Raw genomic sequence first — 13,175 nt, 5'->3', positions numbered from 1 at the left:
CGGCGTGCTGCAACAACGAACCCTCAAGTCGATCAGCCGCGCCGTGGGCGTGGGGCTACACAGCGGCCAGCGCGTGGAACTCACGCTGCGCCCCGCTCCGGTGGACACCGGCATCGTGTTCCGGCGCGTCGACCTGCCCGAGCCGGTCGACATCCGCATGACCGCCGAAGCGGTGACCGACACGCGCCTGGCCTCCACCGTCTCGACCGGCGGCGCCAAGGTGCAGACGGTCGAGCACCTGATGTCGGCCTGCGCGGGCCTGGGCATCGACAACCTCTACATCGACATCACGGCCGACGAAGTGCCGATCCTCGACGGGTCGGCCTCGTCCTTCGTGTTCCTGCTGCAAAGCGCGGGCATCGAGCTGCAGAAGGCGCCGCGCCGCTTCATCCGCGTGACGCGCAAGGTCGAGGTGCGCGAAGGCGAGGGCGCCAACGAGAAGTGGGCCAGCCTGGAGCCCTACCACGGCTACAAGCTCAGCTTCGAGATCGACTTCGACCACCGCGTGGTCAACTCCACCGGCCAGCGCGTGGAGTTCGATCTGGGCACCGGTTCCTACAGCCGCGACATCGCACGTGCCCGCACCTTCGGCTTCACCAAGGAAGTGGAATACATGCGCAGCAAGGGCCTGGCGCTCGGCGGCGGCCTGGACAACGCCATCGTGATGGACGACACCAAGGTGCTCAATGCCGGAGGCCTGCGCTACGACGACGAGTTCGTGAAGCACAAGATCCTCGACGCCATGGGCGACCTGTACATCATCGGCAAGCCGCTGCTCGCGGCGTACACCGCGTTCCGCTCGGGCCACGCGCTCAACAACAAGCTGCTGCGCGAACTGCTGGCCCACAGCGATGCCTACGAGGTCGTCACCTTCGAAGACGAAAAGCGCGCACCGCGCGGTTTCGGCGAAGTGGCGCGGGCCTGGTAGGCAGCGTTCGGGCGATGCTTCTCTTCCGCTGGGCCATCCTGCTGCTTCTGCTGGTGGCGGGCGTGTTGTTCGCGTTCTATGCGGGAACGGGCCAGGTCAAGTACCGGCGCATCGGGTGGATCGTGCTCAAGTGGACGCTGCTTGCGGCGTTCGGCTTCTTCGCCGTGCTGATCGCTGAACGGGTGGCGTAGCTTTCTCCTGCGTTCGCATGTCCGGAAACGGCATGCCAGGCGAAAGGTGCAGGCGCACGATGGCGCCATGAACACACACCCTGAACAACCCACGAGGAATCCGTTCGGCGTCCAGGATGCCCCGGACCCGGACGGCCTCGACGTGGACGAATTCGCCGACGGCGTCGAGCTGGGCGGCGGCGCCGACGACCCGAATGCGCAACGCTGGGGTTCGATCATCGAAGAGGTTCCGGATTCGATTGCAGGCGCGTGGTCCAGTCGATGGAATGGCGGCGCGGACCCGACCATTCCGGGCGACACCGCGCAGGCCTGGAAGGAAGGCAAGGCGGTCGTCAAGGCGGCCGGCAGCCGCTTCTACCTGCTGTTCGACTGGGACGGCGGCAAACGGCAGGCCCTGCTCGACGTCCGGTACATCGCGCCCGACAGGCTGGTCGGCCGCTACATCAACCTGGGCAGCCCGGACATCACGCGGCCCTGGGTCGGCCTGATCGTCGACGATCGGCGGATCGACGGATGCTGGACGAACGGGCGGCTGAACTTTCGAAGGTAGCAGTCCGCGGCCTCAGCCCGCAGCCAGCGCCTGCAACGCCTGCACCTGCTGCGCCAGCAGCGGTCCCTTGCGGTGCGCGGGCACCAGCAGAACGAGCGTGTCCCCCAATACCTTCGGCCGCCCCCAGGGCGCATGCAGCCTGCCCTGCGCGAGCAGCGGCGCCACCAGACGTTCGCGGCCCATGAGCACGCCTTCACCGTCGAGCGCCGCCTGCAGCGCGAGGCCATAGAGCGAGAAGTCCGGGCCGGCGGCCAGTGTGTCGGCCTCTGCCGCGGTGGTGCCGGGACGCACGGCCTGCAGCCAGCGCGCCCAGTCGTCGTGCCACACGGTGTCGTGCAGTCCGCCGCAGCGGGCCAGCACATCGAACAGGTCGTCGAGCGGGCGCGGACGGCCGCTTGGCAGCGGCTGCTGGATGCGCGGGCTGCACACCGGCACGAGCCGGTCGCGTGCGAGCACCATGCCCTGCGCGCCGACGGCCGTTTCGATGCGATCGCCGGCGCGTGCATAGAACAGGCCGAGGTCGAAGGGTTCGCGGCGGAAGTTCGGCGGCTGCTCGAGCGCCGTCACGGACACCTGCACGCCGGGCAGCGCCGCCTTCAGCCGCGAAAGCCGCGGCGACAGCCACAGCTGGGCCATCGCCGGCAGGGCCGCGACCTGCAGCGTGCTGCGGCGCGCGGCGGTCTGCGTCTCGTGCCGCAGTGCCTGCACCGCGAGGCCGAACTGGTCGACCGCGGCGCTGAGCGCGGGCAGCGCGCGCCGTCCATGCGCGCTGAGGCGGATGCCCTGGCTGTGGCGCTCGAACAGCGCGCCGCCGGCCCAGGTCTCCAGCGCCTTGATCTGGTGCGCGACGGCAGCCGGCGTGACGAACAGCTCTTCGGCCGCGCGCGCGAAGCTGCAGTGGCGTGCGGCAGCCTCGAAGGCGCGAACGGCCGTGTGCGGAGGCAGGCGAGGGCGGGGTGGTGCAAGCGGCATGCGATGTGGACCCCAAGTTTTTCTATGGCTCGGGCCCAGATTATCCGTGTTGCCCGCAGTGATGGCGCAAGCGACCATGCGGCCACCTGCCACTTCCAACGAGATACGCCGCATGCCCGCCGCCCTTCAACGCCGCTCCTGGGTTCCCGCCGCCAGCGAAGACCATGTGCTCGCCATCGCTGCCGATGCCGCCGCGCGCGATGCAGCGGGCATCGCCGCCGAGATCGAAAGGCTCGCGGACGACAACCACCGCATCCATGACCGCGAGGGCCTGAACCTCAACCCCGCCACCAACGTGATGAACCCGGCCGCCGAGGCGCTGCTCGCGCGCGGCCTCGGCTCGCGTGCCTCGCTGGGCTACCCGGGCGACAAGTACGAAGTGGGGCTGGAGGCCATCGAGCGCATCGAGGTCATTGCGGCCGAGCTGGCCGCCGAGGTGTTCGGCTCGAAGTTTGCCGAAGTGCGCGTGAGTTCCGGTGCGCTGTCGAACCTCTATGTGTTCATGGCGACCTGCCAGCCCGGCGACACGATCATTGCGCCGCCGCCGGCCATCGGCGGCCACGTCACGCACCATGCGGCCGGCGCGGCCGGGCTCTATGGGTTGAAGACGGTGTCCGCGCCGGTCGATGCCGATGGCTACACGGTCGACGTGGCTGCGCTGGCAAGGCTGGCACGCGAAGTGAGGCCGAAGCTCATCACCATCGGCGGCAGCCTGAATCTCTTTCCGCACCCGGTGCCGGCGATCCGCGAGATCGCGGACAGCGTGGGCGCCAGGCTGCTGTTCGATGCTGCGCACCTCTCGGGCATGGTGGCCGGCAAGGCCTGGCCGCAGCCGCTCGAGCAGGGCGCGCATGCGATCACCATGAGCACCTACAAGAGCCTCGGCGGGCCGGCGGGTGGATTGATCGTGTCGAACGATGCGGCGCTGATGGAACGCATCGACGCCATCGCCTACCCCGGCCTCACGGCCAACTCCGATGCGGGTCGCACCGCGGCGCTGGCGCGCGGGCTGCTCGACTGGAAGGTGCACGGCATGGCCTACGCCGCGGCGATGCGCGACACCGCGCAGGCGCTGGCACGCGCGCTCGACGCAGAGGGCTTGCCGGTGTTCGCCAAGGCACGCGGCTTCACGCAATCGCACCAGTTCGCGGTGGAGGCCGCGCGCTGGGGTGGCGGGCAGCGTGCCGCAAAGAAACTGGCGCAAGGTGGCTTGCTGGCCTGCGGCATCGGCCTTCCGATCGCACCGGTCGATGGAGACATCAACGGCCTGCGGCTGGGCGTGCCGGAGATCGTGCGGCTGGGCTTCACGCCCGACGACATGCCGCAGCTCGCGTCGTGGATCGCGCGTGCGCTGGATGGCGATGAGGCGTCCGTGGCGGCCGAGGTGCGCGAGCGCCGCACGCGGCTGGGCGGCCTGCTGCGCTACATCGTGCGCTGAGTCATCAGCGCGAGCGTCCCTGCCGGTAGGTGCCGGCGTGCGTCTTCGACAGCTCGGCCGCCTCGGCCAGCCGCGCCATCGAGCGGCCCACCTGCGCATGCGTGATGGCAATGCCCAGCGCGTCGGCCGCATCGGCGCCCGGCAGGCCCGGCAGGTCGAGCAGGCGCTTCACCATTTCCTGCACCTGCGCCTTGGCGGCCTGGCCGTGGCCGGCCACCGCCTTCTTCATCTGCAGAGCGGTGTATTCGGCCACCGTGAGCTTGCTGTTGACCAGCGAGGTCACGCAGGCGCCGCGCGCCTGGCCCAGCAGCAGCGTCGACTGCGGATTGACGTTGACGAAGATGATCTCGACCGCCGAGGCATCGGGCTGGTAGCGTGCGGCAATTTCCGCAATGCCGTCGAACAGCACCTTGAGCCGCGCCGGCAGGTTGCCGCTGCCCAGGTGGCGCGTGCTGATGGTGCCGCTGGCCACGTAGCGCAGTGCATGGCCGTCCGAATCCACCACGCCGAAGCCGGTGGTCAGGAGGCCGGGGTCGATGCCGAGAATGCGCATGTCAGAGGTTGAAGTACCAGCGGATCGAGTGAAAGAAGATCGGGGCGGCGAAGCACAGCGCATCGACGCGGTCGAGCAGGCCGTTGGCACCGGTCACGCCCGCACCCTTCTTGCCCCAGTTGGGAATGCCGCGATCGCGCTTGAGTGCCTTCATCACCAGGTGGCCCATGGAGCCCGCGATGCAGGCGATGACGGACACCGCGAGGGCCTGGCCGAACCTGAAGGGCGTGATGAACGAGAACAGCGCGCCCACCAGGCTGGCCACCACGATGCCGATGCCCCAGCTGGTCCAGTTGAAGCTGCGGCTCACGTTGGGCGCGAAGGGCTTGCGCTGCGTGCGGCGCGAGATCACGTGCTGCACCAGCACCGAGGTCTGCACCACGAACACCAGGAAGAACACGAGAAAGGCGCTCTTGCCCTCGTAGCCCGGAAAGCTCAGGAGCAGCAGCGCCGGCACATGGCTCATGCCGTAGACGCAGACCATGATGCCCCACTGCAGCTTGGCGTTGCGTTCGAGAAAATGGCTCGGGTCGTCGGCCAGTGCACTTGCGACCGGGATCGCGAGGAACACGTAGACCGGAATGAACACGGTGAACAGGTCGAAGCGCGCGGTGGCCACGAGCCAGAACTGGATCGGCAGCACCACGAAGAACGCGAGAATCAGGCTGCGATGGTCGCCGCGCCGCGTGGGCGAGAGCGTGATGAACTCGCGCAGCGCGAAGAAGGCAATCAGCGCGAAGAGCACGGTGGCCACCGTCTCGCCAAGGGCCCAGCCGACCCAGAACACGATCACCATGAACCAGGTGGTGCCCAGCAGCTTGCGGTAGTGCGCCAGCTCGGCCTGCCAGGTGGCGTCGTGCACGGGGTTGCGGCGTTCCTTGAAGCTCAGGAACAAGGCCGTGGTGCTCGCGATCATGAGCAGGCCGAAGACGATGAGGAACAGGGCCGCGACCTGCTGGGTCGGGGTGAGGCTGCGCAGGAACTGGTTCATGTCAGTTTTCCTCCGCGCGTTGTGTTTGTTGTTGGGTGTTTGCAGTGCAGGCGCTGTTGTTCAGGGCGCGTGCACAGGCCACCGGGTGCTCCCCTCCGCGAATGTCCCCCGGCTTCGCCTCCTCCTTTATTTCGCTGCGGGGAGCACCCGATGCCCTGTGCACCTGGGCACGCTGCTGGTGTGCGGCCGATCAACGACCGCTGCGCATGACGATCACGTTGATGGTGTGCTCTGCGCAGCGAAATCAAGGAGGAGCCCGAAGGGCGGGGGACATTCGCGGAGCAGAGCACACCATCAACGTGATCGCGCCCCGAATGACCCCCAATGCGACGAATGAAAAAACAGGGCTTCATTTCAGACGTCGCGCAATGCGATCACCGCGGCACGTGCGCGATCGAGGAAAGGGCGGCGCTCTTCGTCTTCTTCGACGCGGATCGGCGCACCGAAGGTCACGGAGCAAAGAATGGGCACCGGCACGATCTCGCCCTTGGGCATCACGCGCTGCACGTTGTCGATCCAGGCCGGCACCAGCACCACCTCGGGGAACATCGTCGCAAGCGTGTAGAGGCCCGACTTGAACTTCTGCGGCTCTCCCGTGTGGCCGCGCGTGCCTTCGGGAAAGATGATGATCGAGTCGCCACTGCGCAGCGCTTCCACCAGCGGCGCCAGCGGGTCGGAAGCGGGGGCGGCAGCGGGTGAGGGCGGCTCCGGTTCCATGACTGGCGGCGCAATGGGCGGTGAAACCGGCGGCAGAAGCGGCAGAGGCGGCGGAGCGGGAAGGTCGAGCCGCCCTTGCACTTCGTCGAACGCTTCGGGTGTGACATCGACGATAGGCGGTGCCATCGGCGTCATCGGCAGCAAGGGCTCCATCGAAGGCTCGATGCGCTCGGCTTGCGGCGCAGCGGCGGCGCGTACGGGCGGCGGTGGGGGTGCCTCGGGTTCTGCCGGTGCTGCCGGTTGCACGGCTGCGGCCGGCGCCGCGGCCGCACGCTCCACGTACACCGCGTTGAAAACCTCGGTCGTGATCCAGCGCTTGACCGGCGTATTGGCCCAGTAGTCGCGCGCCGCAATGGGCCGCGTGATGCTGCGCAGTTCCTCGGGCAGCGCGGCCCAGATCATCACCAGGTCGGCGTGGCTCTGGTGGTTGGCGAAGTAGATGCGCTGCTCGGCCTTCGGCGGACAGCCGTACCAGCGCGCCTGGGCGCCCGTGAGCAACCGGACGATCCCCAATAACAACCAACCCGTGAGCTTTGCCAGCATGGGCGCGATGATACGGGCCAGGCGGCGGCCGGCGTGCTTTCAGGGCAGTTCGGCCGCGGGCATCCTCGCCACGATGGTCGATGCCCGCCCGCTGAGGTAGGACGAACCGATGCGGCGCTCGAAGAACTTGGGGCTCGGCAGCATCACGGCAAGGCGCGCGGCCTCGGCTGCGCTCAGGCGCGAGGCGGGCTTCCTGAAGTAGTACTGGGCCGCCGCCTCGGCGCCGAACACGCCTTCGCCCCATTCGACATTGTTGAGGTAGATCTCGAGGATGCGCCGCTTGTCGAGCAGCACCTCGAGCGCCATCGCGAGCGCCAGTTCCTGGCCCTTGCGCAGCAGCGTGCGCTCGCCCGAGAGCAGCAGGTTCTTGGCAAGCTGCTGCGTGATGGTGGAGCCGCCGCGCAGCTGCACCGGCCGCACCGGCTTGCCGCGTGCGATCGCACGCGCCGCCCGCTTGGCCGCGAGCTCCTCGGCCTTGGCGTTGCGCTGGCGCGCACGCTCGATGGCTTCCCATTCCACGCCGTTGTGGTCGATGAAGTCGGCGTCTTCGCTCGCGATGACGGCGCGCTTGAGGTTGTCGCTGATCTGCGCGTAGGGCACCCATTCCTGGCGCCAGGCACCCTTGCGGCCCTGGTGGATGGCGATCTGCCAGGCCTCGCTGCGCTGGAACGCGGTGCTTTGCGGATCGATCACCGCCATGGCCGCAATGCGCCCCACGAAGAAAAGCTCCATTGCCACGCCCGCCACCAGCAGGCAGGCTATCAGCCGCAGCAGCCGCTTCATTGGCCGGTGGCGAGCGAGGCGCGCAATTCGGCCAGCACCTGCGCGGCGGGCGGCCGCACGCCGCGCCAGATCTCGAAGGCCTCGGCCGCCTGCTCGACCAGCATGCCGAGCCCGTCGCGCGGCACGGCGCCATGTGCTTCGGCCCAGGCCATGAAGCCGGCGGCCGCGGGTCCGTACATCAGGTCGATCGCGAGTGCGCCAGGGCGCAGCACCTGTGCGCGCACCGGCACCGCGTCGCCCGCGAGGCTGGAAGCCGTGGCATTGACCACCACGTCGAAATTGCCGGGCACCTCGTCGAGCGCCCAGGCTTCGAGGGTTGCGCCATGGCGCAATGCCAGTGCCGCATGACGCTGCACCAGCGCCATGGCCTTGCCGGCCGTGCGGTTGGCCACCACGATGCGCGAGGCGCCGGCGTCGAGCAGCGGCCCGAGCACGCCCGCCGCGGCACCGCCGGCGCCGATCAGCAGCAGCTCGCGGCCCGCCAGCGGCACGGCCGCATTGCGCACGATGTCGTTGACCAGCCCGATGCCGTCGGTGTTGTCGGCATGGATGCTGCCGTCGGCTTCGAAGCGCAGCGTGTTCACCGCCTGCGCCAGCACCGCGCGCTCGCTGGTGTGCTGCGCGAGCGCGGCGGCGTCGAACTTGAAGGGCACGGTCACGTTGCAGCCGCGTGCCGTGTCGCCGCGCTCGGCGGCTTCCCGGCGGAAGGCGGCCACGCCTTCGGCAAAGGCGCCGACCGGAACGAGCCGCCGGCTGTAGTCCATCTGCTGGCCGCAGAGTTCGGCAAACCGCGCATGGATGCGCGGCGAGCGGCTGTGCTCGACCGGGTTGCCCATTACGCAGTACAGGTCCATGGCGCGTGGATTCGCTGTTGGCTATTGGGAGGAGAGCTCGATGGTCTCGTCGCGCGTGAACTTGAAGCGCGACTGCAGCACGATCTGGTCGGTCTCTTTTCGCATTGCGTCGGTGAATTTTCCGAAGCTGCCGATGCTGTGGACGATGGCCTTGGCGCGGCGGTCGAGCATGGTGTCGCCCGAGCTTTCGTCGACCACGGTGTCGAGGATCTTGCCGTCGTGGTTGATGGTGATCGTCATCTTGAGTTCGCCGTAGAGCTTCTTGCCGGCGGCCGTGGGGAAGTTCTCGGTGCCCCGCAGCTCGATGCGGCGGCGCAGCGTGTCCACGTAGATGGCATAGGCCGCCTCGCGCGTGGCAGGGCTCAGGTAGCGCTTCTTGGGGCGCGCGTTTTCTTCGTTCACGCGCCGTTCGATCTCGGCCAGCAGTTCCACCATCTGGCGCCGCTTTTCCTCGCGGGCGACGGCCTCCTTCGGATCGCCCGAGGCGCGCGGGTCCGGCGCGGGCATGGCGGCCAGGTCGCGCTTGAGCTGCGCGAGCAGCTGCATCTGCTGGGCCTGCATGGCCTCGACCTGGCGCCGCGCCTCCTCGATCGAGTCGCCGACGGCGGTGAAGCTCGACGGCGGCAAGGGGCTGGTGGCGCGGCCGCGTTCGAGGTCGCCGCCGCCCGCGAGCGAGGTCTGCGCCATCACGCGGGTCCTGGCGTCGGGCTTGTCGTGGGTCTTGCTGTTGACCAGGATCACCTCGAGCGGCGTTTCGCTGAAGACCCGGTTGAACGATTCGGGATCGACGAAACGCACCGCAAGCAGCGCGGCGTGCGCAATGACCGACAGGCCGAGTGCGATCTGCAGCGTGCTCAGATCCCTGAAGTTCATGGAAGCTCCTCGCGGCTCATCGTGCTCATGCCGGCGTGTTTTCCGGGGCCGCCTCGCTGTCGCTGAGGTCGACCGCAATGGCGATGGGGCCGGCGACTTCTTCCGCTTCCTCGTCGCCGCCTTCCTCCTCGGCCGCCACATCCGCCTTGGGCGCGTCGAGGCGCTCGAGCACCGTGCCGTGCACGTCGAGCGCGATTTCGTCGATCTCGCCGAGCTTCACGCGCAGGCGTGCGCCGCGCTCCTGCTGGCCTGCCACCGGGAACACCAGCGGCAGGGTGTCCGCGCGCACCAGCGCGCCGTTGGGGATGTCCTTGATGACAGTGGCTTCGAGTTCGGTGATGCCTTGCTGCTCCAGGTACTTGAGCGTCCAGAAGCGTTCCATGCCGCCCTGGTAGGCGTTGTACGTGGCGTAGGCGGCGTCGAAGCCCGAGAGAATGGAGAACAGGTCCGCATCCTTGGGCTTGAACGGCGCGGCCAGCGCGGCGGTCTTGCCGTGGCGCGCGGCGGCAATGATCTGCCACTGGTTCACCAGGTCGGTGTAGCGGCGCAGCGGCGAGGTGCTCCAGGCATAGCTCTTCACGCCCAGGCCCGCATGCGGCAAGGCCCGCGTGCCCATGCGCACCTTGATGCCGGGCGCCAGGCTGGCCTGGCTGCGGTACAGCCCGGGCACGCCGAGTTCGCCGAGCCAGCCGCCCCAGCTGCTGTTGGCCAGGATCATGGCTTCGGACACGATCAGGTCGAGCGGCGCGCCGCGCTGGCGCGTGCTGATCTGCACCTGTTCGCTGCCGTTCGGTTCGCCGTCGCTGCCGACGAGGCGGAAGTTGTAGTCGGGCCGGTTGAAGTTCTCGGGCTTGCCGCGCACCACCTCGCGCTGGGCCTTCAGCTGCTTCGCGAGGCGGAACAGGAACGAGAGCGGCGCGCGCAGCTTCGCAGCGGCTTCGGGCGTGTTCTCGCCCGCGAACGAGGCATCTTCGAGCCAAGGCTGCGTGACGACACTGTCGAGCTGGTCGTGCCGCAGGTTGGCCACGATCGGCACGCGTTCGAGCTTGGTTTCGGTCGATTGCAGTTCGAGCGTGGCTTCGTCGAAGCGCGCATAGAGCGACACCGCGGGCCGGTCGCCGCCTTCGAGCAGCGTGTAGGTGCTCACGACATCGTCGGGCAGCATGGTGATCTTGTGGCCCGGCATGTAGACCGTGGACATGCGCGCGCGCGCCACCTGGTCAATGGCGCTGCCCGGCGTCAGCGCAAGGCCGGGCGCGGCAATGTGGATGCCGACCGTGACGGTGCCGCTCCCCAAGCCCTGCACCGACAGCGCGTCGTCGATTTCGGTGGTCTGCGAGTCATCGATCGAGAACGCCTGCACGCCGGCGGCCAGCGGCAGGTCGTCCACGATGGCCGGCGCGGTGAGCGCCGGAAAACCCGTGCCCTTGGGAAAGTTCTCGAACAGAAAGCGCCGCCAGTGGAACTGGTAGGGCGAGTCGATGGCGCCGGCGCGCTCCAGCAGCTCGAGCGGCGGACGCTGGGTGGCGCGCGCGGCGTCGACCACGGCCTTGTATTCGGGCGCGTTCTTGTCGGGCTTGAACAGGATCTTGTAGAGCTGCTCGCGGATCGGCTGCGGGCAGACGCCTTCGGCCAGCTGGCCGGCCCATTCGACGATCTGCGCCTGGACCACTTTCTTCTTCTCGATGGCGGCCAGCGCCTGCTGCAGGATTTCGGCCGGCGCCTTCTTGAAGCGCCCCTTGCCCGCGCGGCGGAAGTAGTGCGGCGCCTCGAACAGCGCGAACAGCGCCGCGGCCTGCTGCACGAGCGTGGGCTTGTCGCTGAAATAGTCGGATGCGAGATCGGCAAAACCGAACTCGCCCTCCGAGGCGAATTCCCAGGCCAGGTCGAGGTCCATCGTGGCCGCGAGCCCGCGCGCCTCGCCGATCAGTTCGGCCGGGGCCGGCTTCTCGAAACGCAGAACGATGTTGGCGCCCTTGACCTTGACGCGCTTGCCGGTGTCGAGCTCGACCTGCGCCGATGCTTCGGCCTCCGACAGCACGCGGCCGCCGAGGTACTTGCCGGCTTCTTCAAACAATACAAACATGCCCGGATTGTCCCAGACTTGGGGGCACGCCCGGCCTTGGCCCCCGCGCGATGTTTGCCGGGCTTCAGACGGGATTGATGAACGCGATCACGTCGTCGAGGTGGTTTTCCTCGAAATCGGACAGCGCATGGTCGCCGCCCTCGATCAGCTTGATGTTGCTGTCGGGGTAGCGCGCCGAGGTTTCGTGCCAGTCGAGCGCTTCGTCGCCCTTGGCAATGATGGCCAGCACGCGCTCGGGACGGGTGAGTGCGCCGACCTCCATGGTGCGCAGTTCCTGGATGTACTCGGGCCTGAAATAGAAGTGCTCGGCCAGGTCGTGCCAGGCGGTCTGGTCGCCGATGTGGCGCGCGAGGTCGCGCGCCGGGTGTACCGCGGGATTGAGCAGCACAGTGCGGCAGCGCGTCATGCCGGCCACGTAGGTGGCATAGAAGCCGCCCAGCGAGGAGCCGACCACGGCCATCGACTTGCGCGGCCAGTCCGCGATGCCCTTCATCACCATGTCGATGGCTTCGCGCGGCGAGGGCGGCAATTGCGGACACCACCACTGCAGGTCGGGGTGCTCGCGGGCCACGCGCGCTGCCATCAGCCGCGCCTTGGTGGAGCGGGGCGAAGAGCGGAATCCGTGCAGGTACAACAGATGAGTGGCTTGCGGGTCCATGCGGGGCGGAGACTGGAAGTGGTGCGGTCGACACAGCTCCATCGAAGGAGCCGGTTGATTTTGCATGAGGACCGTGCGCTCGACGCGGTCCCCGGCGCACCAGGCTTCGATATGAGGGCTTCCTGCACGGATATGTTGGTTTGCCACGGGTCTATGGGCGATGCCCGGAGGTCAAAAGTATTCAACTGACACGTGCGACCGAACTCGCAACTCAGGGCGAGTTTCAATGGCCTGCGCCGGTGTCCGCATCCCATGAAAACGGGAGGTCCGGCGGCCCTTTTGCCATGCGCCGAAGCTTATGCTCGAACCCATGAATATCGAGGCCATGCATCCCGGGAAAATGCACCGCTGGGGCGTGCTCGTGGTCGAGGACGACAGCCGCGCGCGCGCCTTCTTCGAGGCGAGCGTGCAGCGCAGCGCCAGCCTTTACTGGCTCGGAAGCGCCGGCACGGTGCACGAAGCGCTGGCGTGGATGGCCCAGACCACCATCATTCCCGACGTGCTGCTCGTCGATCTCGGCATGCCCGACGGCAGCGGGCTCGACGTGATCCGCGAGGCGGTGGCGCGCTTTCCCGGCTGCGAGCCGCTGGTGATCTCGGTCTTCGGCGATGAGGAAAACGTGCTTGCCAGCATCGAGGCGGGCGCCGTCGGCTACATCCACAAGGACGCCGCGCCGGAAGACATTGCCCAGACCATCGTGGAGATGAAGGCCGGTGCCTCGCCGATCTCGCCCATGATCGCGCGGCGGGTGCTGGCCAAGTACCGCAGCCTGCAGCTGGCGGGAACGCTCGCCGCCGCCCCGCCGGAGGCCGCCCTCGGCAACACCGCGCCCAGCCTGCTGTCCGCTCGCGAGCACGAGGTGCTGACCTTGATAGCGCGCGGTTTTTCCTACGCCGAGATTGCACGCCTCAAGGGCCTGAGCGTGCACACCGTGCAGACGCACATCAAGAATCTCTACGGCAAGCTGGCCGTGCACTCCAAGAGCGAGGCCGTGTTCGAGGCCACACGCCTCGGCCTGTTGTCCCACCCGGGGTGAGC

The 13,175-nt window shown here is 68.2% G+C and carries 14 protein-coding genes; 5 read left to right on the top strand and 9 right to left on the bottom strand.

Annotation, left to right across the window (positions count from 1 at the left end; all coding sequences use genetic code 11):
* The first annotated feature begins 4 nt into the window (after positions 1-4).
* The 3 genes from lpxC to QFZ47_RS08635 all read left to right on the top strand — a co-directional run bounded on the left by lpxC (position 5) and on the right by QFZ47_RS08635 (position 1,669).
* Positions 5-928: a UDP-3-O-acyl-N-acetylglucosamine deacetylase gene (gene lpxC, locus QFZ47_RS08645; RefSeq protein WP_307655254.1), complete on the top strand. Its 924-nt coding sequence runs from the start codon at positions 5-7 to the stop codon at positions 926-928.
* Between the two features lie 14 nt (positions 929-942).
* Positions 943-1,119 (top strand): hypothetical protein, encoded by a 177-nt coding sequence (locus QFZ47_RS08640; RefSeq protein WP_307655253.1) that lies wholly within the window; start codon positions 943-945, stop codon positions 1,117-1,119.
* A gap of 67 nt (positions 1,120-1,186) precedes the next feature.
* The gene (locus tag QFZ47_RS08635; RefSeq protein ID WP_307655252.1) at positions 1,187-1,669 is read left to right on the top strand and encodes a hypothetical protein; all 483 of its coding nucleotides are present in this window, start codon (positions 1,187-1,189) and stop codon (positions 1,667-1,669) included.
* Between the two features lie 12 nt (positions 1,670-1,681).
* On the opposite strand, the gene QFZ47_RS08630 is transcribed toward QFZ47_RS08635, so the two are convergent.
* On the bottom strand, positions 1,682-2,641 hold the full coding sequence (locus tag QFZ47_RS08630; RefSeq protein WP_307655251.1) for a LysR family transcriptional regulator: 960 nt from the start codon (positions 2,639-2,641) through the stop codon (positions 1,682-1,684).
* A 112-nt stretch (positions 2,642-2,753) separates the two neighbouring features.
* On the opposite strand from QFZ47_RS08630, the gene QFZ47_RS08625 reads away from it, so the two are divergent.
* Positions 2,754-4,079 (top strand): alpha-methylserine aldolase, encoded by a 1,326-nt coding sequence (locus tag QFZ47_RS08625; RefSeq protein ID WP_307655250.1) that lies wholly within the window; start codon positions 2,754-2,756, stop codon positions 4,077-4,079.
* A 4-nt stretch (positions 4,080-4,083) separates the two neighbouring features.
* Here QFZ47_RS08625 and ruvC read toward each other — a convergent pair whose 3' ends face one another.
* The 8 genes from ruvC to QFZ47_RS08585 form a co-directional block, all read right to left on the bottom strand.
* Positions 4,084-4,632, bottom strand: a complete 549-nt coding sequence (gene ruvC, locus QFZ47_RS08620; protein ID WP_145740669.1) for a crossover junction endodeoxyribonuclease RuvC — start codon at positions 4,630-4,632, stop codon at positions 4,084-4,086.
* A gap of 1 nt (position 4,633) precedes the next feature.
* Positions 4,634-5,623: a phosphatidate cytidylyltransferase gene (locus QFZ47_RS08615; protein ID WP_307655249.1), complete on the bottom strand. Its 990-nt coding sequence runs from the start codon at positions 5,621-5,623 to the stop codon at positions 4,634-4,636.
* Between the two features lie 354 nt (positions 5,624-5,977).
* Positions 5,978-6,883, bottom strand: a complete 906-nt coding sequence (locus QFZ47_RS08610) for a 1-acyl-sn-glycerol-3-phosphate acyltransferase (RefSeq protein ID WP_307655248.1) — start codon at positions 6,881-6,883, stop codon at positions 5,978-5,980.
* 39 nt (positions 6,884-6,922) lie between these two features.
* Complete coding sequence (gene mtgA, locus QFZ47_RS08605) at positions 6,923-7,666, bottom strand: monofunctional biosynthetic peptidoglycan transglycosylase (protein ID WP_307655247.1); 744 nt, start codon at positions 7,664-7,666, stop codon at positions 6,923-6,925.
* Complete coding sequence (aroE, locus tag QFZ47_RS08600; RefSeq protein ID WP_307655246.1) at positions 7,663-8,520, bottom strand: shikimate dehydrogenase; 858 nt, start codon at positions 8,518-8,520, stop codon at positions 7,663-7,665. The genes mtgA and aroE overlap by 4 nt, the downstream gene beginning before the upstream one ends.
* Before the next feature lie 21 nt (positions 8,521-8,541).
* Entirely contained in the window at positions 8,542-9,393 is an 852-nt protein-coding gene (locus QFZ47_RS08595; RefSeq protein WP_307655245.1) for an energy transducer TonB, read from the bottom strand.
* A 25-nt stretch (positions 9,394-9,418) separates the two neighbouring features.
* The gene (locus tag QFZ47_RS08590) at positions 9,419-11,479 is read right to left on the bottom strand and encodes a ribonuclease catalytic domain-containing protein (protein ID WP_307655244.1); all 2,061 of its coding nucleotides are present in this window, start codon (positions 11,477-11,479) and stop codon (positions 9,419-9,421) included.
* Positions 11,480-11,543: 64 nt separating this feature from the next.
* On the bottom strand, positions 11,544-12,137 hold the full coding sequence (locus QFZ47_RS08585) for a YqiA/YcfP family alpha/beta fold hydrolase (protein ID WP_307655243.1): 594 nt from the start codon (positions 12,135-12,137) through the stop codon (positions 11,544-11,546).
* A gap of 298 nt (positions 12,138-12,435) precedes the next feature.
* Between QFZ47_RS08585 and QFZ47_RS08580 the strand changes: the two genes are divergently transcribed.
* Positions 12,436-13,173, top strand: coding sequence for a response regulator transcription factor (locus tag QFZ47_RS08580; RefSeq protein WP_307655242.1), 738 nt, complete (start codon positions 12,436-12,438; stop codon positions 13,171-13,173).
* Positions 13,174-13,175 lie beyond the last annotated feature (2 nt).

The sequence above is a fragment of the Variovorax paradoxus genome (assembly GCF_030815975.1).
GTDB classification, from domain to species: domain Bacteria; phylum Pseudomonadota; class Gammaproteobacteria; order Burkholderiales; family Burkholderiaceae_C; genus Variovorax; species Variovorax paradoxus_N.
This window is presented reverse-complemented; position numbering and strand designations above follow the sequence as displayed.